At 73.8% G+C, this 24,519-nt stretch carries 21 protein-coding genes; 8 read left to right on the plus strand and 13 right to left on the minus strand.

The window, feature by feature from the left end; all coding sequences use genetic code 11:
- Positions 1-163: 163 nt before the first annotated feature.
- Positions 164-844 carry a hypothetical protein gene (locus GSY65_RS13160; RefSeq protein WP_159767594.1) on the plus strand — a complete coding sequence of 227 codons (681 nt, stop codon included), beginning with the start codon at positions 164-166 and terminating at the stop codon, positions 842-844.
- Positions 845-996: 152 nt separating this feature from the next.
- Positions 997-3,381, plus strand: a complete 2,385-nt coding sequence (locus GSY65_RS13165; protein ID WP_159767597.1) for a protein kinase domain-containing protein — start codon at positions 997-999, stop codon at positions 3,379-3,381.
- 88 nt (positions 3,382-3,469) lie between these two features.
- Here the strand turns inward: GSY65_RS13165 and GSY65_RS13170 are convergent, their stop codons facing one another.
- The 10 genes from GSY65_RS13170 to GSY65_RS34310 all read right to left on the minus strand — a co-directional run bounded on the left by GSY65_RS13170 (position 3,470) and on the right by GSY65_RS34310 (position 15,174).
- Complete coding sequence (locus tag GSY65_RS13170) at positions 3,470-4,900, minus strand: S28 family serine protease (RefSeq protein WP_159767600.1); 1,431 nt, start codon at positions 4,898-4,900, stop codon at positions 3,470-3,472.
- Positions 4,901-5,059: 159 nt separating this feature from the next.
- Complete coding sequence (locus tag GSY65_RS13175) at positions 5,060-5,470, minus strand: hypothetical protein (protein ID WP_236579770.1); 411 nt, start codon at positions 5,468-5,470, stop codon at positions 5,060-5,062.
- A 103-nt stretch (positions 5,471-5,573) separates the two neighbouring features.
- Positions 5,574-9,332, minus strand: coding sequence for an ABC transporter ATP-binding protein (locus GSY65_RS13180; protein ID WP_159775887.1), 3,759 nt, complete (start codon positions 9,330-9,332; stop codon positions 5,574-5,576).
- Positions 9,333-9,466: 134 nt separating this feature from the next.
- Positions 9,467-10,072 carry a dihydrofolate reductase family protein gene (locus GSY65_RS13185; protein ID WP_159767603.1) on the minus strand — a complete coding sequence of 202 codons (606 nt, stop codon included), beginning with the start codon at positions 10,070-10,072 and terminating at the stop codon, positions 9,467-9,469.
- A gap of 198 nt (positions 10,073-10,270) precedes the next feature.
- The gene (locus tag GSY65_RS13190; protein WP_201452529.1) at positions 10,271-10,981 is read right to left on the minus strand and encodes an ABC transporter; all 711 of its coding nucleotides are present in this window, start codon (positions 10,979-10,981) and stop codon (positions 10,271-10,273) included.
- Positions 10,978-12,504: an ABC transporter permease gene (locus GSY65_RS13195; protein ID WP_159767606.1), complete on the minus strand. Its 1,527-nt coding sequence runs from the start codon at positions 12,502-12,504 to the stop codon at positions 10,978-10,980. Before GSY65_RS13195 ends, GSY65_RS13190 begins: the two co-directional genes overlap by 4 nt.
- Positions 12,501-13,367, minus strand: a complete 867-nt coding sequence (locus tag GSY65_RS13200; RefSeq protein ID WP_159767609.1) for an ABC transporter ATP-binding protein — start codon at positions 13,365-13,367, stop codon at positions 12,501-12,503. Before GSY65_RS13200 ends, GSY65_RS13195 begins: the two co-directional genes overlap by 4 nt.
- The gene (locus tag GSY65_RS13205) at positions 13,364-14,227 is read right to left on the minus strand and encodes a zf-HC2 domain-containing protein (protein ID WP_159767612.1); all 864 of its coding nucleotides are present in this window, start codon (positions 14,225-14,227) and stop codon (positions 13,364-13,366) included. Before GSY65_RS13205 ends, GSY65_RS13200 begins: the two co-directional genes overlap by 4 nt.
- On the minus strand, positions 14,224-14,766 hold the full coding sequence (locus tag GSY65_RS13210) for an RNA polymerase sigma factor (protein ID WP_159775889.1): 543 nt from the start codon (positions 14,764-14,766) through the stop codon (positions 14,224-14,226). The genes GSY65_RS13205 and GSY65_RS13210 overlap by 4 nt, the downstream gene beginning before the upstream one ends.
- 282 nt (positions 14,767-15,048) lie before the next feature.
- A complete protein-coding gene (locus GSY65_RS34310) occupies positions 15,049-15,174 on the minus strand; it encodes a hypothetical protein (protein WP_268978198.1) in 126 nt (41 codons plus the stop codon).
- 343 nt (positions 15,175-15,517) lie between these two features.
- Here GSY65_RS34310 and helR point away from each other — a divergent pair, with 343 nt between their 5' ends.
- Entirely contained in the window at positions 15,518-17,686 is a 2,169-nt protein-coding gene (gene helR / locus GSY65_RS13215; RefSeq protein WP_159767615.1) for an RNA polymerase recycling motor ATPase HelR, read from the plus strand.
- A gap of 95 nt (positions 17,687-17,781) precedes the next feature.
- Here helR and GSY65_RS13220 read toward each other — a convergent pair whose 3' ends face one another.
- Positions 17,782-18,720 carry a serine hydrolase gene (locus tag GSY65_RS13220; protein ID WP_159767618.1) on the minus strand — a complete coding sequence of 313 codons (939 nt, stop codon included), beginning with the start codon at positions 18,718-18,720 and terminating at the stop codon, positions 17,782-17,784.
- A 189-nt stretch (positions 18,721-18,909) separates the two neighbouring features.
- Here GSY65_RS13220 and GSY65_RS13225 point away from each other — a divergent pair, with 189 nt between their 5' ends.
- From GSY65_RS13225 to GSY65_RS13240, 4 genes are all read left to right on the plus strand, one after another.
- Positions 18,910-19,419, plus strand: coding sequence for a GNAT family N-acetyltransferase (locus GSY65_RS13225; protein ID WP_159767621.1), 510 nt, complete (start codon positions 18,910-18,912; stop codon positions 19,417-19,419).
- Between the two features lie 119 nt (positions 19,420-19,538).
- Positions 19,539-19,832 (plus strand): ArsR/SmtB family transcription factor, encoded by a 294-nt coding sequence (locus GSY65_RS13230; protein ID WP_159767624.1) that lies wholly within the window; start codon positions 19,539-19,541, stop codon positions 19,830-19,832.
- Entirely contained in the window at positions 19,829-20,218 is a 390-nt protein-coding gene (locus GSY65_RS13235; protein ID WP_159767627.1) for a VOC family protein, read from the plus strand. The genes GSY65_RS13230 and GSY65_RS13235 overlap by 4 nt, the downstream gene beginning before the upstream one ends.
- Before the next feature lie 52 nt (positions 20,219-20,270).
- Positions 20,271-20,636 carry a DUF4180 domain-containing protein gene (locus tag GSY65_RS13240; RefSeq protein ID WP_159767630.1) on the plus strand — a complete coding sequence of 122 codons (366 nt, stop codon included), beginning with the start codon at positions 20,271-20,273 and terminating at the stop codon, positions 20,634-20,636.
- A gap of 19 nt (positions 20,637-20,655) precedes the next feature.
- On the opposite strand, the gene GSY65_RS13245 is transcribed toward GSY65_RS13240, so the two are convergent.
- Complete coding sequence (locus GSY65_RS13245; protein ID WP_443043216.1) at positions 20,656-21,999, minus strand: phosphatase PAP2 family protein; 1,344 nt, start codon at positions 21,997-21,999, stop codon at positions 20,656-20,658.
- A 206-nt stretch (positions 22,000-22,205) separates the two neighbouring features.
- Positions 22,206-23,354 carry an erythromycin esterase family protein gene (locus tag GSY65_RS13250; RefSeq protein WP_159767633.1) on the minus strand — a complete coding sequence of 383 codons (1,149 nt, stop codon included), beginning with the start codon at positions 23,352-23,354 and terminating at the stop codon, positions 22,206-22,208.
- Between the two features lie 91 nt (positions 23,355-23,445).
- Here GSY65_RS13250 and GSY65_RS13255 point away from each other — a divergent pair, with 91 nt between their 5' ends.
- Entirely contained in the window at positions 23,446-24,339 is an 894-nt protein-coding gene (locus GSY65_RS13255) for a TioE family transcriptional regulator (protein ID WP_159767636.1), read from the plus strand.
- The last annotated feature ends 180 nt before the right edge of the window (positions 24,340-24,519 follow it).

Genomic DNA, 24,519 nt, shown 5'->3' on the forward strand with positions numbered 1-24,519 from the left:
CATCCGGCAGTCCCGAACGCGGGATCCCGGCGTACGGACGCTGACGTACGGAACCTACGCCGCACTCCTCGCGCACCACCCGCACCGTACGCAATGCGCCCGGTATGCCGGGCAGGGCCCGGCGCCGCCGGGTCACGCTGGACGCGTACGTCGGGGGGTGATCATGCGAGGGGTGCGCCGCGCCGGAGGGGTGCGTCCGGCGGCCGGGCTCGCCGCGGCCGCCGTGCTGGCCGTGCCGCTGCTGTCGGGCTGCCAGGTCTGGCCGGGCGGTACGGGTCCGGATCCCCGGGGGCGGACGACGACCACCGCCCCCACCCGGCCCGCCGGGTACGGGACCGTGTTCCTCGGGACCGACGAGTGCAGCTCCTTCGGGACGACCGGCTTCACCGAGGTGCCGTGCGCGAGCGAGCGGGCCGCCGCGCGGGTCGTCGCCCGCCACGACGGAGGGGTCCCGCAGGGGCCGCCGTGCCCGGCGACCACCGACTTCGTCCTCCACATCAGCGAGTCGCGGCCCGCCCCCGGCGCGGACGAGGACGGCGACGGCTCGGTGCCGCAGGGCTGGGCCTGCATGCGCAAGCTCCAGCCGCCGCACCCGGGCGACCCCGGCGGCGGCGGAGGGCCCCGCACCATCGTCGGCGACTGCCTCTACGGCGCGGGGCACGGCGAGGTCCGCGAGACGGCGTGCGACTCCGGCGCCGACGCCGACCGGAACGGGAACGGGGGGCACGCCCCGGAGTACCGGGTCACGGCCGCCGTCGAGAAGAGGACCCAGTGCCCCGTCTCGACCGACCTGTACGTGCAGCTGGGCGGCAGGAGGCCGGTGGGCTGCGCCCGCCCCGTATGACCCGTACGACCTCTCGCCCCGGTCCGGACAACGCCCGCCGCCGCGCACACCGTTGAGGGCGCCCGAGGTCGAACACCCCTCCGAACGGCTGTGGGCCGGATCGATATCATCCGTTCGCGGTTGACGGTCCGTACGACGACGGTGGGGGAACGATGGCCCAGGAAGCCCAGGGCGCTCCGGGCAACGAGGAGCTGCCGGACATCCCCGGCTACCGCATCGACTCCCACCTGGGCTCCGGCGGCATGGGCCACGTCTACCTCGGCACGTCGCCCTCGGGCCGCCAGGTCGCCGTGAAGGTGATCCGCGGCAACCTCGCCCACCAGCCCGACTTCCGCGGCCGTTTCCGGCGTGAGGTGACCGCCGCCCGGCAGGTCAGCGGGGCCTTCACCGCGCCCGTCGTGGACGCCGACCCGGACGCCGACCCGCCCTGGATGGCGACCCTCTTCGTGCCGGGGCAGCCGCTCGACGAGCGGGTCACCAAGGGGCCCGCCCTCACCGACGAGGAGCTGTACCGTCTCGCGACCGGGCTCGCGGAGGCGCTGCAGGACATCCACCGCGTCGGGATCGTGCACCGGGACCTCAAGCCGGGCAACGTGCTGCTGGCCGACGACGGGCCCCGGGTCATCGACTTCGGCATCGTGCGCGCGGCCGACGACGCGGTACTCACGGCCCCCGGGCTGACCGGGACCGGCGTCACGATCGGCACGCCGCCGTTCATGTCGCCGGAGCAGATACGCGCCCAGAAGGACGTCGGGCCGCGCAGCGACATCTTCTCGCTGGGCTCGATGCTGACGTACGCGGCGAGCGGGCGGGTGCCGTTCGACGCGACGGACGTGTACACGCTGGTGTACCAACTCGTGCACGAGCCGCCGAAGCTGGACGCCCTGCCGGGCTGGCTGCGGCCCACGGTGGAGCGCTGCCTGGCCAAGGAGCCGGACGACCGCCCTGACGCGGCGGAGCTGCTCTCCCTGCTGGCCGACACGTACCCGGGCACCCTGGAGGGGCCCGCCGCGCCGAGGACGCCGGCCCCGCCGGCGGCGGGCGCGGCCCCGGACGGGGAGGGGCCCACCGCGACGGACGCGGACGCGGCGACCGGCACCGCCGCGGACGCCGACGCGCGCCGGGACACCGCGTCCGACGCCGACCCGGACGCCGACACCGCCTCCGACACCACGGACGTGGGGGCGGTGACGACGGACCTGGGCGCCGCCCCCATGCCCCCGCCCGGCCGCGGGCGCCGCCGCCGGGCGCTCGCGGTGGCGGCTGCGGTCGTGGCGGTCAGCACGATCGCGGGCGGGCTGGTGTACGGGTTCCGCCAGAGCGGGGACGCCACCGGGACCGGTCCCACGAGCCGGGGGCGCACCGTGACGAGCCAGCCGAAGGGCTCCGCCGAGTACATCGCGGCCCAGTCGGGCTCCGGCAACTTCTCGTACGCCTACCACGACAGCCCGGAGCGCCGGCCGGACGGCTGGCGGCAGTGGCAGTACAACCTCCAGGACAGCGACTGCGTGTACGCCGACTCGTCGCTGGTGTGCATCGGCGACCGGGCCGTGCGGATCGACGCGGCGACCGGCAAGGAGCTGTGGCGCAACAGCGAGGTCTCGACGTACGGCAGCCAGAACAGCCCGGTCGTCGTGGACGACGTCGCGGTCGTCAACGTCGGCGACCGCCTCGTGGGGCTCTCGCTCGCCGACGGCTCCGTGAAGTGGCGCTACGCCACGGCGGTGCTCGCCGACCGCCTCATGAGCGACGGCGAGCGGGTGTACTCGCTCACCGAGGACGGCACGGTGTACTCCGTCGACGCGCGTACGGGCGGGAAGCCCTGGGTCGAGGGCTCCCACGTCCCCAGCAGGAACGGCGCGGCCGGGCAGCGGGTGCTGGGCGACCGGTACTACGTGTTCACCACCGGCGAGGGCGCCGAGATGGGCGACAACTACGTCACCGTCCTCGACAAGGACAGCGGCAGGCGCCTCACCTCCTTCGAGCTGCCCGCGGTCTGCTCGCCCGGCACGGAGGCGCTGCTGGAGGAGGACGGCAGGCCGCAGTTGTACTGCGCCGCCATGGACACGTACTCGGCGCCGTCGGGCCAGGGGGTGCTCCGCATGGAACTGGCCAAGGGGGCCGAGGCGACCCGCACGGAGGCCGGAGCCACCCTGGGCGCCGGACAGGACGGGCCCGAGCTGTCGGTGACACCGGGCCGGGTGATGTACGTGGCGTCCACCGCCACGGGCGGCGAACTGGTCTCCGTCGACGCGGCCCGGCGCAAGGAGCTGTGGCGGGTCCGGCTGCCCAGCAAGGGCCAGACCGACGCGCCGCCGATCCAGGCCGGGGACCGGGTCTACGTCGTCAACGGGCAGGGTGCCGCCGCCTTCGACGCGCGCACCGGCAGACTGCTGTACCGGCACAGCCTGCCGTACCTCGACGACCACAGCGGCTTCGACACCGGTCTCGACACCGAACCCCTCGTCGCCGGCGGCATCCTCTTCGCGCCCTCGACGAAGGCCGGCTGGGTGGCGCTGGACACCGAGGACGTCTGAGCCCTCCGAAGGCCCTGGACCCCGGACACGGGTGAGCCCCGGTGTCGCCGTCGGGCGGCACCGGGGCTCTGGGGGTGGCTCGGGGGTGTTACGGACGCAGCGTCATCTCACGCTCGACGTCCCGCTTGTCGAGCTTGGAGTCGAACTTCGCGAGCGGCTTCGCCTTGCTCGCGTCCTGCTGGACGGCGGCCGGGGCGACGCCCGCCCACTTCAGGATGCGAGCGGTGGCGAGGTCCTTCTCCGACTCGACGAGACCGGAGACCCGGGCACCGTGGTTGGCGCCGGGGGCCGTGAAGACGTACGCGTCACGGGCCTTCTTGCCGAGGTGGAACGGCTCGGCGCCCCACGGGTCGTTCTCGCCGTACACGAAGAGCATGTGGCGGGCGTTGTCGCGGACCCAGCTGTCGACGTCGCGCATGGCGTGCGGCTGGAACTTCATCTTGATGTCCCGCGGGACGAAGTTGCGCGGCGGCTGGTAGCCGTAGCGGATGTACTTCTTCTCGATGTGCGGGAACTTGATGGTCGGCGCGCCGAGCTGCGTGCCCGCCTGGTAGTAGTACGGCGTGTACGGCTCCAGGCCCTGGTCGGCGTAGGCGGAGAAGCCGGAGATCGCGTCGATCGAGTTCCAGATCTCGTCGTCCGTGGCGGTCTTGGCGTTCTTCGGGATGGTGTCGCTGTCGCAGTCGGCGAGCAGGCTGTACTGCCAGAAGCCCCACACGTAGTCGAGGACGACGGCCTCGTACGCCTTGTCGAGGCTGCCGATGGTGGTGAAGGTGAGGCCCTCGGCGGCGGCGTACTCCGCGTACTTCTTCTCCAGCGGCTCACGGCGCACCAGCGCCTCGCGCTGCACCGCGTTCAGCCGGTCGCGGCACTCCTTCGTGCCGACCTTCGCGAAGAACCGGTCGTACGCCGAGTCCTCCTTGTTCACCACGTCGTTGGGAGCGACGTAGGCGACGACGCCGTCCATGTCCTTCGGGTAGAAGCGCTCGTAGTACGTGGCGGTCATGCCGCCCTTGGAGCCGCCCGTGGAGATCCACTTCTTGTCGTAGATCTTCTTGAACGCCGTGAAGATGCGGTGCTGGTCGCTGGCGGCCTGCCAGATGTCCAGCTTGGTCCAGTCGGCCGGGGCCGGACGGGACGGCGTGAAGAAGCGGTACTCCATGGAGACCTGGTTGCCGTCCACGATCTGCGTGGGCTCGCGGCGGCTCGGGGTCGTGGAGACGTTGTAGCCGCCGGTGTAGAAGACCGTCGGGCGGCTGGTGTCCTTGTGCAGGACGGTGATCCGCTGCTGGAAGGTGCCCTTCGCCGGGTGGCGGTGGTCGACCGGCTGCGTGAAGTTGAGGACGAAGAAGCGGTAACCCGGGTACGGCTTCTCCTCGATGAGGCTCACACCCGGTATCGCGAGCAGTCGGTCCTTGATGTCGGTGGTGTCCGGCTGTGCGGCGGTGGCCGCGCCCGCCGTGCTCAGTGTGCCGATGAGCACCACGAGCGACAGCACCCACCTGAGCGCTTTGCGCATGCGTTCTCTCCCCTGTGGAACGGCTGTGCGCCGGAAGCTATCGGAGCGACCGCCGGGGCACCAGGGAAGAAAGGGGCCAACTGGACTGCTGTCAGGCGCAGATGGCGGAGATAGGGAAAACCCTGTGTGCCCGGGTACGCGGCAGGGGCCGGCCGGTGGTCAGCGCAGGATCCAGCCCGAGGTGTAGCGCACGGAACCGACCCGCGCGTGGACGCACACGGGACGCCGGCCCGCGTGCACGGTGACCGGGCCCGCCGGGTGCCGCTTGTTCCGCACCCACTGCCCGGCCCACGCCCGGACGCGGATGGTGCCCTTGCGGGCCTTCGCGCCGCCCTTGCCCGTGACCTGCTTGCGGGGCACGAGCACGGCGCACACGTACCGGCCGCCCTTGCGGTAGACGCGCACGGTCCCGGCGTCGAAGGTCAGGGTCCGCACCTTGCGGCCGGCGCACGACGAGGCCGCCTCCGCGCTGCCCGCGGGACCGGCCACGGCGAGCAGCCCGGCCAGGGTCAGGACGGCGAGCGCGAGCGCCAGCGGCCGGCGGATCGCGCTTCTCGCACCCCTGCTCACCGTCTGTCCCTCCCACCGCAGAAGCGTACGGATATTCGGACGCACGACGGTCGCCGAACGGTTGCGCGACGGGAGGGATTCGCCGACGACGGCCGGCGACGGCCTACGCCTTCATCGCCGGCTCGCCCACGAAGGTCCGCCACAGCCGCGCGTACCGGCCGTCGAGGGCGAGGAGTTCGTCGTGGGTGCCGTCCTCGGCGACCCGGCCGTGGTCCATGACGACGACGCGGTCGGCGCGGGCGGCGGTGGTGAGGCGGTGGGCGACGACGAGGGTGGTGCGGCGTCCGGCGAGACGGTCGGTGGCCTGGTTGACCTGGGCCTCGGTGGCCAGGTCGAGGGCCGCCGTCGCCTCGTCCAGCAGCAGGATGTCCGGGTTCACCAGCTCGGCGCGGGCCAGGGCGATCAGCTGGCGCTGGCCCGCGGAGAGGTTGCGGCCGCGTTCGGCGACCTCGTGGAGGTAGCCGCCGTCGAGGGTGGCGATCATGTCGTGGGCGCCGACGGCCCGCGCGGCGGCCTCCACCTCGGCGTCGGTGGCGTCGGGGCGGCCGTAGGCGATGGCGTCCCTGACCGTGCCCTGGAAGAGGTACGCCTCCTGCGGGACGACGCCCAGCCGGTGCCGGTACGAGGCGATGTCGAGGTCGCGCAGATCGGTCCCGTCGACGGTGACCCGGCCGCCCGTGGGGTCGTAGAAGCGGGCGACCAGCTTGACGAGGGTGGACTTCCCCGCGCCGGTCTCGCCGACGAACGCGACGGTCTGCCCGGCCGGGATCCGCAGGGAGACGCCGCTGAGGGCCGCCTCCTCACCCGTGGAGCCCCCGTACTGGAAGTCCACGCCCTCGAAGGCGATGTCGCCGCGCAGCGACCGCACCCGCTGGGGTTCGTCGGCGGACTTCGTCGACGTCGGCTCCTGGAGCAGTTCCTGGATGCGGCCCAGGGAGACGGTGGCCTGCTGGTAGCCGTCGAAGACCTGGGAGAGCTGCTGCACCGGGGCGAAGAACAGGTCGATGTAGAGCAGGTACGCCACCAGGGCGCCGGTGGTCAGGGTGCCCGCGTCGACCCGGTGGCCGCCCACGACGAGCACCGCCGCGGCCGCGACCGACGACAGCAGCTGCACGAACGGGAAGTACACCGAGATCAGCCACTGGCCGCGCACCCGGGCCTCGCGGTAGGCGGCGCTGCCGGCCGCGAACCGCTCGGCGCCGTCCCGCTCGCGCCGGAACGCCTGCACGATCCGCAGTCCGGCCACGGACTCCTGGAGGTCGGCGTTGACGGCGGAGACCCGCTCACGGGCGAGTTCGTACGCCTTCACGCTCGCCCGGCGGAAGAAGAACGTGCAGAGGACCAGCGGCGGGAGCGTCGCGAAGACCACCAGGGCGAGCTGGACGTCGATCACGACCAGGGCGACCATGATGCCGAAGAAGGTGACGACGGAGACGAACGCGGTGACCAGGCCGGTCTGCAGGAACGTCGACAGTGCGTCCACGTCGGTCGTCATCCGGGTCATGATCCGGCCGGTCAGCTCCCGCTCGTAGTAGTCGAGTCCGAGCCGCTGGAGCTGGGCGAAGATCTTCAGCCGCAGCGAGTACAGGACGCGCTCGCCGGTACGGCCGGTCATCCGGATCTCGCCGACCTGGGCCGCCCACTGGACGAGCACCGAGACCAGGGCCAGCAGGGACGCGGCCCAGACCCCGCCGAGGACGGCCTGGGAGACCCCCTCGTCGATGCCGTGCCGGATCAGGACCGGCAGCAGCAGCCCCATGCCGGCGTCGACGGCGACCAGGGCCAGGCTCAGCAGCAGCGGCAGCCCGAAGCCGCGCAGCAGGCGCCGCAGGCCGTACGAGCGTTCCGGGGCGACCGCGTGGGCCTCGTCGATGTCCGGGGTGTCCCGCGCCGGGGGCAGCGCCTCGACCTGGGCGAGGAGTTCGGGGGTGGCGGGGGTGCCGGCGAAGGCGGCGTCCCGGGGCTCCCGGTCGCCGGTCCACAGCCGGGGCGTGATGCCGCGTTCGGCGTCGAACTCGGCGTCCAGTTCGTCCCGTATCGCGGCCCCCATCGAGTCGCGCACGGCGTCCTCGGCGGCCGGCACCTGCAGGAGGTGGCCGGGTGAGACGCCGCCCAGCTCGTCGGGGTCGGTGAGCAGCCGCCGGTACAGGGCGGAGCGGCGCTCCAGCTCCTCGTGGGTGCCGATGTCGGCGAGGCGGCCCCGGTCGAGGACGGCGATGCGGTCGGCGAGGCCGAGGGTGGAGCGGCGGTGGGCGATGAGGAGGGTGGTGCGGCCCTCCATGACGTGGCTGAGTGCCTCGTGGATCTCGTGCTCGACGCGGGCGTCCACGGCGGAGGTCGCGTCGTCGAGGACGAGCAGCCGGGGGTCGGTGAGGATGGCGCGGGCCAGGGCGATGCGCTGGCGCTGGCCGCCGGAGAGGGTCAGGCCGTGCTCGCCGACCTTGGTGGCGTAGCCCTCGGGCAGGTCGGCGATGAAGCCGTCGGCCTGGGCGGTGCGGGCGGCGGCCTCGATCTGCTCGTCGGTGGCGTCGGGGCGGCCGTAGGCGATGTTGTTGCGGACCGTGTCGGAGAAGAGGAAGGAGTCCTCGGGGACCAGGCCGATCGCGGCGCGCAGCGAGTCGAGGGTCAGTTCGCGGACGTCGTGGCCACCGATGAGGACGGCGCCGTGGCTCACGTCGTAGAAGCGCGGCAGCAGCAGCGAGGCGGTGGACTTGCCGGAGCCGGAGGAGCCGACGACGGCGAGGGTCTCGCCGGGCCGGATCTCGAAGCTCAGCCCGTCCAGCACGGGGCGGCCGTCCTCGTAGCCGAACGACACGTCGTCGAACTCGACGGTCGCGGGCGCGTCGGCGGGCAGCGTCTTCGTGCCGTCGGTCAGCGTCGGCTCGGTGTCGATCAGCTCCAGCACGCGCTCGGTGCCGGCCCGTGCCTGCTGGCCGACGGTGAGGACCATGGCGAGCATCCGGACGGGGCCGACCAGCTGGGCGAGGTAGGTGGAGAAGGCGACGAACGTGCCGAGCGTGATGTGTCCGCGGACCGCGAGCCAGCCGCCGAGCGCCAGCATGGCGACCTGGCCGAGCGCGGGGACGGCCTGGAGGGCGGGGGTGTAGCGCGAGTTGAACCGGATGGTGCGCAGCCGCCCGGCGAACAGCCGCCGGCCCACCTCGCGCAGCTTCCCCGTCTCCTGTTCCTCCTGCCCGAACCCCTTCACCACGCGTACGCCGCTGACGGCGCCGTCGACGACGCCCGCGACGGCGGCGGCCTGGGCCTGCGCGTACCAGGTGGCGGGGTGCAGCCGGGCGCGGCTGCGGCGGGCGATCCACCACAGGGCGGGGGCGACGGCCAGGGCGACCAGGGTGAGCGGGACGGACAGCCACGCCATGACGACCAGGGAGATCAGGAACAGCAGGAGGTTGCCGATGGTCATCGGCAGCATGAAGAGCAGGCCCTGGATGAGCTGGAGGTCGCTGGTGGCGCGGCCGACGACCTGCCCCGTGGACAGCTCGTCCTGGCGCCGCCCGTCGAGCCGGGTGATCGTCCCGAACATCTCGGTGCGCAGGTCGTGCTGCACGTCGAGGGCGAGGCGTCCGCCGTAGTAGCGGCGGACGTAGGTGAAGACGTAGACGAGGACGGCGGAGCCGACGAGGGCGCCGGCCCAGAGCGTCATGCCGCGGGTCCGGTCCCCGATGACGTCGTCGATGATCACCTTGGTGATCAGGGGGACGAGGGCCATCACCGCCATGCCGGCGAGGGACGCGCCGAGGGCGAGGACGAGGTTGCGGGGGTACCGCCAGGCGTACGAGGCGAGCCGACGCGCCCAGCCGGGCGCCCGCCCGGCCGCCGATCCCTTCGCCGGCTCTCCCACGCCGTCCTCCCCCTGTCGCCCGGCCACGCGGTGCCCTCCTCGTCCTGCGGATACGTCCGGAAGGCACCAACGCCGCGGGGTGCGGATTTCATCCCGCCGCAACAATCGGGGCGCGGGGGGCGGCGGGGGTGACGTCAGGCCGGGGAGCCGAGGGGCGGGTGGTCGAGCACGCGGGGCCGGTACTCGACCAGCTGGGTGCGGCCGTCGAAGGTGCGGTGGTCGGTCATCTCCAGCGCGACGTCGGGGTAGCCGTCGTAGATGCGTTCCTCACCCGTGGCACCGGTGATCACCGGGAACATCACGACCCGGAAGCGGTCGACGAGTCCGGCCCGCAGCAGGGACCGGGACAGGCTCAGGCTGCCGATCGTGCTGAGGATCCCCGTGCCGCCCGCCTTCATGGCGCGGACCGCCCCGACGGCGTCGTCGCGGACGAGCGTGGCGTTGGCCCAGGTCAGCGGCTCCTGGAGCGAGGAGGAGAACACCACCTTGGACGCCCGCGTCAGCTCGTCGACGGACGCCTCCTCCTCGGGCCTGAACTCGTCCTGGCCCGCCGGCACCTCCCCCGCGGCGAAGCCCGACATCAGGCGGTAGGTGTTCGCTCCCATCAGGTACGTGACCTCGGGCTGCTCGCCGAGCCAGGCGAGGTACTCCGGGCCCTCCAGGCCCCAGAACCCGGGCCATCCCTCTCCCGACGCGTAGCCGTCGAGGGACGTGATGAAGTCCACGAGAAGCTCCGACATGGCCGTGTCCTTTCCTCGGGTGTCATCAGCTTGGACCGCCCGGGAGCCACGAACTCATCGGCCGCGCTGTGCGGTGCCGGGAAACCGGGTGGCGCCGCGGCGGAGCGGCACTCTGCCGCGGTGAGCGGGAGGGGCTCCCGCACCGGCCGGCCCCGGGCCCCGCACCAGGTCAGCCGCCGTCGCCCGCCTCACCGTGCCTCACCGCGCCGTCGCCCCGCCCCGCTCCTCCCCGCCCCGCGTGCGCCCCGGCACCCGGCCGCTCCGGTGGCGTGGTTCCAGGGCGCACGCCGCCCACACGGCGAGCGTCGCCGTCAGGATTCCGGCCCACAGGGTGTGGGCGTCCGCCCAGCGAGGGTCGCCGGGGGGCACGAACAGCGCGTACCCGTCGGGGAGGAACACGGCCGCCGCGACCGGCGGCGCGGGCAGCGCGGCGGCGACCGCCGGGCCGGGCAGCCGGACCGCGCTGAAGCGGACCGCCGCCCCGGCGAGCGCCAGCGCCAGCCCGGACAGCGCCGCGGCCTCGACCGTGAGGGCTCCGGCGGGCACCCCGGCCCAGGTCCCGGCGTCGGCGCCCGCCCGTACGGCGCCGAGGACCGCCGCCCACCAGAGCGCGCCCGCGAGCCCGGCCACGGCCACCCGCAGCGTCTGCCGCAGCGGGCGCGGCACGGGAACGGTCCCGGTGGTGTGCCGGGCCGGGTCGTCCAGCGCGAACGCCGTTCCGACCGCCCCGCACAGCGCCGCCACCCGCGCCACGTCGGCGAGGACCGCCGCCGGGAGGTGCAGCGCGAACAGGGCCGGTACGGCGGCGACGGCCACCCCGAGCGCCCAGCCGCCCCCGAGCAGCCGCCACGGCAGGGACCGCACCGTGGGCCGGGCCAGGGCCAGGGCCACCGCCGCGCGCCGCCTCACGCGCACCTCCATGCCCGGTCGGCGGCCGTCTCGGCCGGGGCGGTGACGCCCAGCACGGCGGCCGCGCGGTCGGTGGTCGTACCGGCGGCGGACAGCTCCGCCCAGTGCGCCCGCACGGCGCGTCCCACCCGCTCCCGCGGCAGGGCCAGCAGCCGCTGGACGACGGTGAGTTCGCGGTCCCGCAGGGCGATCGCGGTGACCGGCGCGTGGATCACGCCGGGACTGTCGTAGGCGTTGCCGGTCTCGGCGAACAGGGCTTCGCCGTCGCGGGTCGCGTGGATCGCCAGCCACACCGTGAGCACGCCCCGCGCGTCGCAGTACGCCCCCGCGTGGCGCTCGTGGCCGACGACGAGCCCCCGGGCGACGCTCGCCGCGAACTCCAGTTCGCGTTCCCCGCCCCAGGCGGTGCTCGCCGTGACCTCGCCGGGCGCGGCGGGCGACGGTTCCCCGGTGCCGGACGGCCCGTCGAGGGCGGCGACCTTCTGCCGTACGGTCAGCGCCTGTTCCGCGCCGGAGCCGCCGGCCAGTGACCGCACCCGGTCGGTGACCCGGGCCCACTCGTCGATCCAGGGTGTGAACTCGGGGAACGCGCAGTACGTCGTGGGCCCGCGCCGCTCGCAGTCCTGCACCTCGGCGGGGTCACGGGTCGCCACCTCGCGTGCCTCGCGCACCGCGTCCGACGGTGCCGTGCCCTGGAGCACGACGGCGGCCACGACCGCGCCGAGCGCCGTGAGCGCGGTGACCCGTACGGCCCTGGTCCGGCCGCCGCTCGCCCGGACGGCGCCCGCCGCCGCCAGCACCGCGAGCGCCAGCAGGTACAGGGCGTGCCGGCCCGCGGGCCGCCCCTGGAGGGCGGACGGCAACGGCCGGGCGCCCTCGTCGAAGAGGAGCGGCGTCATGCCGCGCACCCAGGCCGGGCTGCCGGACCCGGCCACGAAGACGAACGAGACGGCGATGACGGCGACCGCGGCGAGCGGGGCCGCGAACGACGACCGCACCACCCGGCCCAGCAGGACGCCCAGGACACCCAGCAGCAGGACCAGCAGCGGACCGGTCACCAGTTCGAACACCGAGCCGTGGCCGACCGCACCGGGTTTCAGCGCCTCGGCGGTGAACTGCCCGGCCACGAGCAGCGCCCCGACGAGCACCGTCGGCAGCACCGACAGGACGTGCGCGCAGGTGCGCCGCCACGGCCGCACCACCAGCACCGCGAAGGAGCCGTCGGTGCCGCGCCGGTGCGAGCGAAGCACCCCCAGGTTCGCGGCGATCATCACCGCGAGCCCCAGCAGCAGCTGGCCGAGCTGTGTCTCGCGGTCGATGTCCTGAAGGACCGGGTAGGCGTCCTCGGGCTCGCCGCCCGGCCACAGCAGCAGCGCCAGGTACCCGGCCAGCGCGACCAGCACCAACGGGTGCAGCAGCAGGCGCCGCGCCTCCACGCGGGCCAGCGCGAGCACCGCCCGCAGGCCCTGCCGGGCCGACGGCGGCGCGGGGGCGGTGACCGGGGTCCGGGTCAGGGCCGTCATACCGCCGCCTCCGCCACCGGGTCGCCGCCGAGGGTCAGCAGATAGCCGTCCTCCAGCGTCGGCTCGGCCGGGCGGGCGCCCTCCGGCGGGTCCCCGACGTTGCGGAACTCGCCGGTGCCGGTGCGCCAGCCGGCCCGGGCGCCCGGATGGCGCTCCGCGCTGCGCCACACCCGGCCGTCCGCCACCGCCGTCAGCTCCGCCGGGGTGCCGTCGAACCGCACCCGCCCCTGGTCCATGACCACCACCCGGTGGCACAGCATCGCCACGTCCTCGGTCTGGTGGGTGGACAGCAGCACCGTACGGCCCTCGCCGGCCTCCGCGATCAGCTCCCTGAACCGCATCCGCTGCTCCGGGTCCAGGCCGACCGTGGGCTCGTCCAGGACGAGGAAGCCGGGGTCGCCGACCAGGGCGGCGGCCAGCGCCACGCGCTGCTTCATGCCGCCGGAGAGTTTCCGGATCCTCTTTCCGCGCACGTCCGCGAGCCCGACCGCGTCCAGCACCCGGCGGGCCTCGGCGTGCCGGGTCCGCCGGTCCGTCAGCTCCTTGAGGACGGCCACGTAGTCGACGAACTCGAAGGCGGTGAAGTCCGGGTGGAAGCCGGGGTTCTGCGGCAGGTAGCCGAGGACCCGGCGGGCGTCCTGCCGGCCGGCGACGGTGCTCGGGTCGTGGCCGAGCACCGTGAACGCGCCGTTGTCCGGCGCGGTCGCCGTCGCGAGGATCCGCAGCAGCGTCGTCTTGCCCGCGCCGTTCGGTCCGAGCAGGCCCGTGACGCCCTCGGTGAGCCGCAGCGTCACCTCGTCGACGGCCCTGGTGCCGCGGTAGCTCAGGGTCAGGCCGGCGGCCGAGACCGTGGGTCGTGTCATGACAGCCTCCTGGCTGCGGATCGAAGGGTTCGCGAGGAGCGGAGGGACGGTCCGGGCAGGACCCCGCCGTCGAAGCGGTCGCGTGCCGCCACCAGCAGCACCGTCGCCACCACGGCGAGCGCCGCCGCCCCGCCCTGGCCCTCGGCGGTGAAGGGCAGCGGTGTGCCGGAGGCCAGCAGACGGCTCAGCGCCACCAGCGCGGCCCAGGCGCCGCCGACCAGCGCGGGCGCGAGGACGGGCCCCAGCCGGGCGGACAGCGCGACGCCGGTCGAGGTGAGCGCGAGGGCGGGCAGCAGCCAGCCGAGGGCCGCGAGGCCGAGCGACGGCAGCGCCAGGCTCGCCAGCGCGCTCAGGGGCGTCGTCGTGGCGAGCACGGCTACGGTCCGCACCATGAGCAGCCGGAAGCCGTGCATCGGCGCGACGACGGCCGTCTCGTACATCGGGTCGAGGCCGGGTCCGAAGGACAACGCCACCCCCGCCAGCGGCAGCAGCGGCGCCGTGGCCAGCAGCATCAGCGGGGACGCGGCGAGCGCCACGCAGACCGCGAGGGCCAGGGTGAGCGCCACGGCGCCGAGCCAGGAGCCGCGCAGCAGCGGGGTCGCCGCGAGCAGCCGCGCGGTGTGGTCGGCGACCCCGCACCGGACCAGCAGCGACTCGGCGGGGCCGGGCCGCGGGGCGTCCAGCGCGGCGTCGAGCCGGGCCCAGCCCAGGTCGGTCCCGGCGGCCGGGACATGGGACCCGAGTGCCGTCCGGCAGTCGGCGCAGGCGGCGAGATGGGTCTCGACGGACCACAGCCGGGGCGGCGCCAGCACTCCGGCGGCGTACTCCCGCAGGTCCGCGTCGTCCGTGTGCCAGTTCATGCCAGGCCCTCCCGCAGTTGCCTCCGGGCGCGCATGGCCCGGGTCTTGACCGTGCCGGGCGGGATGCCCAGCAGGACGGCCGCCTCACGGGTCGTCAGTCCGTCGATCACCGTGGCCTGGAGCACCGCCCGCAGTTCCGGCGAGAGCGCGGCGAGCGAGCCCGCCAGGTCGCCGTGGCGGACCCGGGCCAGCACCTGTTCCTCGGCGGACGCCTCGTCGCGGTGGCGCAGCCGGGCCAGTGCCTGCCGCAGCCGGCCGCGGGCGCCGTCGCCGCGCAGCGCGTCCACCAGCCGACGCGACCCGATCCGCCACAGCCAGCCCGCCACGTCGCCCTCCCGGTGGTAGCGGGCCGCTCCCCGCCACACGTCGAGGAACGTCTCCTGGACCACGTCGTCGACCAGCACCGGGTCGGAGCACCGCCCGCGCAGCCGCAGCACGAGCCACGGCGCGTAGTGGCGGTACAGCTCCTCGAAGGCGCGACGGTCGCCGTCCGCGACGGCCCGCATCAGCTCGGCGTCGCCCGGACTCCCCCGCTTCATGTCGCTCACACCCCCTCATCGGACGAGGGTGCCGCAACGGTTCACGCGACCCCTCCCGCGACGGCCACCGGGCACGAACGGGCATTTCAGGAACGGCAGTTGAGGACAAACATTTCAGGACCGGCGGTTCAGATTGAGCAGTTGAGGACGGACGGTTCAGGGCCGGCGGTTCAGGAACGGCAGTTGAGAGCGGACAGCTCAGGACCAGCCGTTCAGGAAAGGCAGTTGAGAGCGGACAGCTCAGGACCAGCCGTTCAGGAAAGGCAGTTGAGAGCGGACAGCTCAGGACCGGCGTTCGAGCGCGGGCGGTTCAGGACCGGCGGCGGTGAGGCCGGCGGCCGCGGCGAGACCGGCGGTGGCGGCCAGGACGGTCCGCGGGCGGGTCGTCGACGGGGCTGTCGGGCGCATGGCGGTCACCGTAGGGCGGCTCGGTGCCGTCGGGGTGGGTCCCGTGAACCGGTCCGAACCGGCCGGATCCGGCCGGTTCGGACCTCGGAAAACGGCGAAGGCAAGGAGTCACGGACTCCTTGCCACTCTCAACGTATAGCGCAAGGGGGGCCTTGCGGCAAGGCCCCCTCCGTCCCGCACAATCACCGGCCGAAGCCGTGAACGACGGGAAGACCGGACATCGGGGAGCGCCCCTCAGGGTCGCGTGCACCGTCCTCCCCCCAGCCCCCCCACCCCCGCTCCCGCCCCACCTCCCCCACCCGCACCGCACATCCGGGTCCGCCCCAGATCGGAGTCAGCCGTCGTGAACTCCCTGTCCACCAGCGCGTTCGACCTTCCCGAGCGCCTCGCCGCCAAGGCCGACCCGGCGCTGATCGCCGGTGACGAACGGCACCTGGCGGCCGTCGCGGAGTGCCTGGAGCAGACGATCGCCGAGGTGTCCGCCCGGCTCGCCGCCGAGCGCCGGGCGCCGGGCGGCACGGGCAGGCAGGCGATGGACCGGGACGCGGAGATCCACCGGCTGAGCGCCCGGCTGCGCACCCTGCGCCGCTTCGGACTGGATCTGTGCCTCGGCCGCATGGTCGGCGCGGACGGCGCCGAGCCCGTCTACGTCGGACGGCTCGGCCTCACCGACAGCACGGGCCGCCGACTGCTGATCGACTGGCGGTCCCCCGCCGCGGAGCCGTTCTTCGGGGCGACCCACGCCCAGCCGATGGGTCTGGCGAGCCGCCGCCGGTACCGCTGGACGGACGGCCGGATCAGCGACTACTGGGACGAGGTGTTCACCCCGGAGGGGTTCGAGGGGCATGCCGCGCTCGACGACCAGTCCGCGTTCATCGCCAGTCTCGCCGGCAACCGGTCGGAGCGGATGCGGGACGTCCTCGGCACCATCCAGGCCGACCAGGACGCCGTGATCCGCGCGGGCTCCCGGGGTGCCCTCGTCGTCGACGGCGGTCCCGGCACCGGCAAGACGGTCGTCGCCCTGCACCGCTCCGCCTACCTCCTGCACGCCGACCCCCGCGTCGACCACCGCCGCGGCGGCATCCTGTTCGTCGGCCCGCACCGGCCCTACCTGTCGTACGTCGCCGACGTCCTGCCGAGTCTCGGTGAGGAGGGGGTGCAGATCTGCGTGCTGCGGGACCTGGTCGCCGAGGGCGCGGGCGCCGGGGTCGAGACCGACCCGGAGGTGGCCCGGCTGAAGGCGTCCGGCGCCATGGTGAAGGCGATCGAGGAGGCCGTCCGGTTCTACGAGGAGCCGCCCACCGAGGGGCTGCTGGTCGAGACCCCGTGGTCGGACGTGTGGGTGAGCCCCGACGACTGGGCCGAGGCGTTCGCGGCGGCCGAGCCCGGCACCCCGCACAACGAGGCACGCGAGCAGGTGCGGGACGCGCTCCTCACGATCCTGGTGGACAGGCAGGACGAGACCTCGCCCGACCGGCTGCGGAAGGCGCTGGCGCGGGACCGGGACCTGCTGGCCGCCCTCGACCGCGCGTGGCCGCTGATCGAGGCGGCCGACCTGGTCGCGGACCTGTGGACGGTCCCCGCCTATCTGCGCAGGTGCGCGCCCTGGCTCGGGCCCGACGACGTCCGCAGGCTGCGGCGGACGGGAGACCCGCAGGCGTGGACGGTGTCCGACCTGCCGCTCCTCGACGCGGCCCGGCAGCGGCTCGGCGACCCGGAGACGGCCCGGCGCAGGCGCCGCCGGGAGGCCGTCCTCGCCGCGCAGCGCGTCCGCATGGAGCAGGTCGTCGACAACCTGATCGAGGCGGCGGCCGTCTCCGGCGCCGACGGGGACGACGGGGAGGGCCTGGTGGTGATGCTGCGCGGCGAGGACGCGCGGGTCAGCCTGGTCGACGAGGCCGAGGTGCCCGCCGCCGACCCGGATCTGCTGGCCGGGCCGTTCGCGCACATCGTGGTGGACGAGGCGCAGGAACTGACCGACGCGGAGTGGCAGATGCTGCTGCTGCGCTGCCCGTCGCGGAGCTTCACCATCGTCGGTGACCGGGCCCAGGCCCGCCACGGGTTCACGGAGTCGTGGCGGGAGCGGCTGGAGCGGATCGGTCTGGACCGGGTCGCGCTGGCCTCCCTGACCATCAACTACCGGACCCCGGCGGAGATCATGGCGGAGGCCGAGCCGGTGATCCGGGCGGTGCTGCCGGACGCCAACGTCCCGACGTCCATCCGCAGCGGCGGCGTGCCCGTCCTGCACGCGGGTGTCGAGCGGCGGGACGCGATCCTCGACGAGTGGCTCGCCGCTCACGGCGAGGGGATCGCCTGTGTCATCGGCGATCCCTCGTTCCGGGCGACCCCACGGGTCCGCTCCCTGACCCCCGAGCTGGCGAAGGGCCTGGAGTTCGACCTGGTCGTCCTCGTCGACCCGCGGGACTTCGGCACCGGCGTCGAGGGAGCGGTGGACCACTACGTGGCGATGACCCGGGCGACGCAGCGGCTCGTCGTGCTGACGAGCCGCTGACGCCCGCCCGGATCCGCCGTCGACGCTGGTCGGACGTCGACGGCGACCGGGCGGGCACCGGCCGGCGGGTGTCCGCCGGCCGGCGGGGCGCCGGGTCAGCCGGCGGGCGGCACCGCCGGGAACGCCTCCTGGGGGTCGCTGGTCGGCACGTAGCGCCGCGCGCTCGCCGCGCCGGTCACGGGCACCAGGTCCTTGTGGACGACCTTGGCGACGGCCTGGATGCTGTTCACGCCGTACGTCATGTCGGGGTTGCCGTGGGTGAGGACGGTGATGCGGTAGTCCCGGCCGCCGCCCTGGAACACGCCGACGGAGTGCACCCGCCAGCCGTGCGTGGCCCGCGACAGCCAGCCGTTCTTGACGTGCGTCCTCACCGAGGACGGCGCCCCGGCCGGGGTGCCCCAGCGCTGCGCGGAGACGACCTGGTTCATCAGCTTCAGGACGTAGGCGCGGGCGTTGTCGCCGAGGACGGTGTTCTTCCCGGCGAGCAGCGCGAGCAGCCGCTGCTCGTCGCGGACCGTGATCTGGGTGAGGCCCCAGTAGTTGTTCGCGCCGGGCTTGGTCTGGGTCATCCTGGCGGCCGTCAGGAAGCCCTTGATCTTGGTCATGCCGAGCTGCTTCCACAGCGTGCTGGTGGCGGCGTTGTCGGACTTGGTGATCATCGCGGTGGCGAGCCTGGTCTCGCGGTCGGTGAGGTACCGGTCGGTCTTCTTGGCGTCCCACAGGAGCGCCGCGAGGACGGTGACCTTCACCACGCTGGCCGAGTCGTAGGCGGAACTGCCGCGCAGGGTGCAGGTGGTGTTCGTGGTCCGGTCGTGGACCCCGACAGCGATGGTGCCCTTGCGCTCGGCGACCGCCGCCGCGATGTCCTTCTGGAGTTTCTCGGCCAGCCCCGCCCGGTCCGAGGTGCAGGTGACCGGCGGCGGCGCGGCCGCCGCGTTCGGCGCGAGCGCGACGGACAGCGGTGCGAGCAGTCCGACCCCTATGCCCGTGGCGAGCACACGGGTGCCGCGGGACGTCCGGTGTGTCCGGGACATCCGGTGAGTCATGAAGGTTTCCCCCTTGAGTGGCAGCGAACGCACTCGTGGCACGTTCACCTCACTCGACTCGCAAGGGTGTCCGATAGTTGCACTCCCGTTCGCAATTCCCGGCACGGTTGCGCGGCCGGTGCTAGCGTCCCGGGGCGACATCCCCCAGAACTCCGACGAAACGGATATCCACCCGCCATGCCCCAGTCGTGGACCACGCGCGCCGAGACCGAGGCGGACGTTCCCGCCGTCCGCACCGTCAACCTGGCGGCGTTCGGGCGGCCCGAGGAGGCCGACCTCGTCGAGGCGCTGCGCGCCGACCCCGGCTGGATCGACGGCCTGTCGGTCGTCGCCACCGGGGAGGACGGCACGGTCGTCGGCCACGCGCTGCTGACCCGCTGCCACATCGACAGCGTTCCGGCCCTGTGCCTGGGCCCGGTGGCGGTCCTGCCGGACCGTCAGAGGACCGGCGCGGGGGCGGCGGCCGTCCGGGCCGCGCTGCGGGCCGCCACGTCGAGGGGCGAACGCTTCGTCGTCGTCCTCGGCCACCCGGAGTACTACCCCCGGTTCGGCTTCAGCCGCGCCTCGCCGCACGGCATCCGCCTGACCGTCGACGTCCCCGACGAGGCGCTGATGGCCCTCGCCCTCGACCCCGCGCACCCCCTGCCGAGCGGCACCGTGCGCTACGCGGCGCCGTTCGGCATCTGACCGGCCGGCGGAGCGGGCACGACGGGTGCGGCGCGTCCGGGTTCACCTCCGGGCGGCGCCCCGGCCCGCCCCCCATACCCGCTTGATAGGCAAGTGAACTCTTGCCTATCGTGGTCGGCATGGCGGAGGATGTGTTCAAGGCGCTGGCCGACCCGACCCGGCGGCGCATCCTCGACGAGCTGGTGGAACGGGACGGGCAGACGCTGTTCGAGATATGCGGGCGGCTGGTCGCCCGGCACGGTCTGGGGCTGTCCCGGCAGGCGATCAGCCAGCATCTGGCCGTCCTGGAATCGGCGGGTCTGGTCGTCACGCGCCGCCAGGGCCGTTACAAGTTCCACGACCTGAACACCGAGCCGCTGGAGCGCGTCATGACCCGATGGCTCAGGCCCGACGGACCGGAGAGCACACCATGAGGATCCACATCACCAGCGTCTTCGTCGACGACCAGGAGAAGGCCCTGCGCTTCTACACGGACGTGCTGGGCTTCGTGAAGAAGCACGACGTCCCGATGGGCGGCACGGACCGGTGGCTCACCGTGGTCTCCCCGGAGGAGCCCGAGGGGACCGAGCTGCTGCTGGAGCCCTCCGGCCACCCGGCGGTGCGGCCGTACAAGGCGGCCCTGACCGAGGACGGCATCCCGGCCACGTCCTTCGCCGTGGACGACGTCCCCGCGGAGTACGACCGCCTGACGGCGCTCGGGGTGCGCTTCACCCAGCCGCCGCTGGAGATGGGCCCGGTCACCACCGCCGTCCTGGACGACACCTGCGGCAACCTGATCCAGCTCGTCCACAGCAAGTAGCGGCCGGGAAACCCGTCGCCCGGGGTCCGGCCGGCACATAGGCTCGGCGTCCATGACGATCACCCTGCGGACCCTTAACGACGTGCCCGTCCTCCTGTGCGCCCCCGAGGGCGAACCCATCGCCCGCGACAGCGACGTGCTGGACCTCATCGGCGACGCCGGGTACCACGGGGCCGCCTGGGTCGCCGTCCCGGTGGAGCGGCTCGACGCGTCGTTCTTCCAGCTGCGGACGCGGGTCGCCGGTGACATCGTGCAGAAGTTCGCGCAGTACCGCACGGGTCTCGCCGTCGTCGGCGACATCTCCCGCCACACGACGGCGAGTACGGCCCTGCGGGACTTCGTCCGCGAGTGCAACCGCAACCGTCAGACGTGGTTCGTGGCCGACCTCGACGAGCTGGGTGAGCGGCTGAAGGGCTGAGACGGGCCCGCCGCGCCGCTCACACCAGTTCGAGCCGGCGTTCCGGCCGGGGCAGCGGCGCGGCCTTCGGCTCCCACCGCCCGACGGTGCGCGCGTAACCGTAGATCACGGACCCCATGGCGGTGAGCAGCATCGGTCCCGCCGCCCACGGGTAGCGGGCCATCTCCTCCGGCAGCCAGCGGTACGACACCAGCAGCGCCACGAACACCGCCGCGCCGTAGGCGACCATCTGGAGTCCCGAGCGGTCCCAGCCCCGGTCGTAGGTGCGCAGGGCCGCCTCGATGGTGAGGGTGAACACCACACCGGCGATGAGGTCCACGCCGTAGTGGTAGCCGAAGCCGAGCGTCGCGCAGAGCGTGGCGACCAGCCAGAACGTGCCCGCCCAGCGCAGGGCGCGGGGGCCGCCGCGGGAGTGCAGGAAGATCGCGGTGGCCCACGCGGTGTGCAGGCTGGGCATGCAGTTGCGCGGGGTGATCCCGTCGTACGGCATCGCCTCGGGGGCGCCGATCGGCGGGGCCGTGTGCGGCCACAGGCTGGCCAGGGCCCAGGGCTCGCCGCCGGTTCCCATGGCGCCGGCGCCGTAGGCGAAGACCGGCCCCACCACCGGGAAGATCATGTAGATGCCGGGGCCGAGGAGGCCGATCACCAGGAAGGTCCGCACCAGGTGGTGGCGGGGGAAGCGGCGTTCGGCCGCCACATGGCGGAGCTGGTAGAGGGCGACGGCGACGGCGGCCACCGCGAGCTGGATGTAGATCCAGTCGAGGAGGTGGGTGCCGACCGGTCCGGTGACCCGGACCAGCCGGCCCATCAGCCACGACGGGTTGCCCAGCGCGTGGTCGGCGGAGGCCAGGTACTGGTCGAGCACCAGCGGCTGGGTCTTGGACGTGATGAGCAGCCACGTGTCACCGGTCTTGCGGCCGGCCACCAGCAGCAGCCCCAGCCCGACCCCCTTGAGCAGCAGGGTCCTCTCCCGGCCGGTGCGGCGGGTGACGGCGACCACGGCGCAGCCGAGGATCACCCACAGCGCGCCGTTGCCGAACATCATGTCGGCGCCGGCGGCCCACCGCACGAGGAAGAAGACGACGTCGATGCCGACGGCGACGGCGGCCGCGATCAGCCGTTGCCGCCAGGTGAGCACCACCATCGTCAGCGCCATGCTGGCGTACAGCAACGGACCCGACTTGGGGGCGAACACCACCTCCCGCGCCTGGTTGGTGAGCGGCCCCGGCACACCGTAGTGGCGGGCGGCGATCTCCAACGCGACGAAGAATCCCAGCGCCGTCACGCCCACCGCGGCCCACAGCAGGACGCGGGCCCGGCGCCCTTCGACGGAGGAGGTGCCGCTGCGTATTCGCGAGAACACCCGCGAGGCTATGGATATCAACTTATGCGGCCACGGTGTCGTTCAGTCGGCTGGGTCTCTTCGCGCTGGACGGCATGGGTTCTCCGGTGAACGGGTCGGGTCGGTGGGCTGGTCACCTGTCGTACACAGGGTTGCAGGCCCGGAAAGGAAGACGAAAGGGCCCCCCTGGTGGTTGCCTCGCCCGACCCGCCCCGCCCGCCGGGACCTCAGCCCGCCGTGATGTGCAGGACGGCGTCCGCGCCGTCCAGAGTCGCCCGGTCGAGAGGGAAGTATCCCTGCGGCGGTGTGGTGTCGGTCCGGGTGCGGGCGTCCGGGATCGCGGCGGCCGGGGCCAGGGCCCAGGTGCCGACCCGGCGCTGCAGCCCGCCCTCGTAGGTGTCGGGGTCGGGTTCGCCGAGCGCGATGGCGTCGCTGCGGCCGAGGCTGCCGGCGACGAAGGTGTACCGCTCGCCCTCCAGTGAGGCCACGACGGCCCCGGCGCCGTACCAGTTCACCTCCGTGTCCCCCATGCGCAGGGTGCCGGGGTTCCGCTGCAGGTGGAGGTTGTGGGAGAAGACCAGGGTCGGGCCGCGGCGGGCCTCGGTCCGGCGGATGTCGAGGAGGTTGCGGGCCATGAGCATGTCCCGGGTGACGCACAGCCGTGTCACCCGCGCGCCCTCCTCGATGCGCCGGGCCGCCTCCCGGTGGTAGCGCAGCAGACCGATGACGGCGGTGAGGTGGATCCGGGCCCGGTTCCAGGCGTCCCGCGAGGTCGCCGCGACGAGTTCCGGCGCGCGTTCGTACAGTGCGGCGAGCATGTCCTCCGCGATGACCCGCAGCCGGGCGGCGTCGGCCGTGCCGCCGACCGACCGGGCGGGGTCCAGGACCGCCTCCGTGCGGCTCCACCGCTCGTCGTCGCCCACGAGGTGGGCGAAGTCGAGGTCCGGGCCGGGGGCCGGGCCGTGCCGCAGGTACGCGGCGACGTGTTCGAGGTAGGGGCGGGGGCTGGGGGCGCTCATGGTCTCCAACGGGGCGTCGAAGCCGTGGAACGTCAGCCGCTCCCCGGGCGCCCGGCCCTCGTTGTACGCGCGCATCCAGGTGACCAGCCGCAGGTTGCCGTCCAGTGCGCCGAAGCCGTGGGAGAAGCCCTCGCGCAGCACCGTGTCGAGGGTGGAGGTGCCCTCCCGGACGAAGTCGTCCACGGCGAGCGCGGCCACGCGGTCGGTCTCCAGCGCGACGGAGCGGAAGCCGTGCTCGACCAGTTCGGCGAACAGGTCGTTGCGCAGCCGCGCGAAGGCCGGTTCCTGGTGGGTGGGTTCGCCGAGCGCCAGAAGGCCGCACGACGGGGGCACGAAGTCTCGGATGTCCTGACTCATGAGCCTCCACCGTATCTTTGAATGTCCGGTTGAGACTTGGTGCCGCATTCCGTGTGCACGGCGGTGCGACATGACCATAAAGTCTCAAACGATGACGAGCCTGCGACCTTCCGATCTCGCGCGTGAGCACGGCCTCTCGGCCCAGGCGGTCCGCAACTACGAGCGGGACGGGTTCCTCCCGCCCGCCGAGCGCACGGACAGCGGCTACCGCGTCTACACCGAGGTGCACGCGGCGGCCCTGCGCACCTTCCTCGCCCTCGTCCGGGCGTACGGGCACGGGACCGGCGGCCGCATCATGCGCGCGCTCCACGGCGGCGCGCTGGACGACGCGCTGGCCCTCGTCGACCGCGGCCACAGCGGACTGCTGCGCGACCGGGAGACCCTCGCGGCGGTACGGCACGACCTCGGCCGGCTGACGGCGGAGCGGACGGGACCGACAGCGCCCACCGGCCCGACGGGGGTGACAGGGGCGACGGGGACGACGGGGGCGACGGGGCAGGGCGCGCACCGGAACCGGACCGTCGGGGAGCTGGCCCGTCACCTGGGCGTCACCCCGGCCACGCTGCGGAAGTGGGAGGAGGCCGGCATCCTCGCCCCGGCGCGCGACCCGGCCACCGGGTACCGCGTCTTCCGCGCCGACGACGTCCGCGACGCCGAGCTGGCCCATCTGCTGCGGCGCGGCGGCCATCCGCCGGCCCACATCGCCGCCGTGGTCCGGCGGATCCGCACGGCCGGCGGCACGGACGCCCTCGCCGCCTCCCTCGGCGACTGGCAGCGCCGGCTGACCGCACAGGGCGTCGCCATGCTGCACGCCGCCGCCCACGTCAGCCACTACCTGACGCTGCTGGACCTCCCGGCCACGCCGTCCACCGCCACGCCGTCCACCGCCACGCCGTCCACCGCCACGCCGTCCACCGCCACGCCGTCCACCGCCACGCCGTCCACCGCCGCGGCGCCTCCGCCCGTCGGCCCGCAGCACGCCTGACGCCGCACGTCAATGAGGGTCTCCCCTTCGCCCGGGGCACGCGGGGAACCGTGGGCGCACGGAAGATGACGCGTTCTCAAAAACGTCACCGAACCGCCCCCCGCCGGTTACACACGGAATGACCCGTCCATGCCAATCTCTCGGTGGCCCACAAGTCAACCCGCGTAGACCGAGACTCCC

The organism is Streptomyces sp. HM190, assembly GCF_009857135.1.
GTDB classification, from domain to species: domain Bacteria; phylum Actinomycetota; class Actinomycetes; order Streptomycetales; family Streptomycetaceae; genus Streptomyces; species Streptomyces heilongjiangensis.

What these genes read in the sequence shown, in the direction of transcription:
- GSY65_RS13240 (WP_159767630.1), top strand. Translation starts at nt 20,271, where the DNA reads ATGACGATCACCCTGCGGACCCTTAACGACGTGCCCGTCCTCCTGTGC.
- GSY65_RS13235 (WP_159767627.1), top strand. Translation starts at nt 19,829, where the DNA reads ATGAGGATCCACATCACCAGCGTCTTCGTCGACGACCAGGAGAAGGCC.
- GSY65_RS13225 (WP_159767621.1), top strand. Translation starts at nt 18,910, where the DNA reads ATGCCCCAGTCGTGGACCACGCGCGCCGAGACCGAGGCGGACGTTCCC.
- GSY65_RS13205 (WP_159767612.1), bottom strand. Translation starts at nt 14,227, where the DNA reads ATGAACTGGCACACGGACGACGCGGACCTGCGGGAGTACGCCGCCGGA.
- GSY65_RS13195 (WP_159767606.1), bottom strand. Translation starts at nt 12,504, where the DNA reads ATGACGGCCCTGACCCGGACCCCGGTCACCGCCCCCGCGCCGCCGTCG.
- GSY65_RS13230 (WP_159767624.1), top strand. Translation starts at nt 19,539, where the DNA reads ATGGCGGAGGATGTGTTCAAGGCGCTGGCCGACCCGACCCGGCGGCGC.
- GSY65_RS34310 (WP_268978198.1), bottom strand. Translation starts at nt 15,174, where the DNA reads ATGCGCCCGACAGCCCCGTCGACGACCCGCCCGCGGACCGTCCTGGCC.
- GSY65_RS13160 (WP_159767594.1), top strand. Translation starts at nt 164, where the DNA reads ATGCGAGGGGTGCGCCGCGCCGGAGGGGTGCGTCCGGCGGCCGGGCTC.
- GSY65_RS13185 (WP_159767603.1), bottom strand. Translation starts at nt 10,072, where the DNA reads ATGTCGGAGCTTCTCGTGGACTTCATCACGTCCCTCGACGGCTACGCG.
- GSY65_RS13220 (WP_159767618.1), bottom strand. Translation starts at nt 18,720, where the DNA reads ATGTCCCGGACACACCGGACGTCCCGCGGCACCCGTGTGCTCGCCACG.
- GSY65_RS13250 (WP_159767633.1), bottom strand. Translation starts at nt 23,354, where the DNA reads ATGAGTCAGGACATCCGAGACTTCGTGCCCCCGTCGTGCGGCCTTCTG.
- GSY65_RS13165 (WP_159767597.1), top strand. Translation starts at nt 997, where the DNA reads ATGGCCCAGGAAGCCCAGGGCGCTCCGGGCAACGAGGAGCTGCCGGAC.
- GSY65_RS13210 (WP_159775889.1), bottom strand. Translation starts at nt 14,766, where the DNA reads ATGAAGCGGGGGAGTCCGGGCGACGCCGAGCTGATGCGGGCCGTCGCG.
- GSY65_RS13170 (WP_159767600.1), bottom strand. Translation starts at nt 4,900, where the DNA reads ATGCGCAAAGCGCTCAGGTGGGTGCTGTCGCTCGTGGTGCTCATCGGC.
- GSY65_RS13200 (WP_159767609.1), bottom strand. Translation starts at nt 13,367, where the DNA reads ATGACACGACCCACGGTCTCGGCCGCCGGCCTGACCCTGAGCTACCGC.
- GSY65_RS13255 (WP_159767636.1), top strand. Translation starts at nt 23,446, where the DNA reads ATGACGAGCCTGCGACCTTCCGATCTCGCGCGTGAGCACGGCCTCTCG.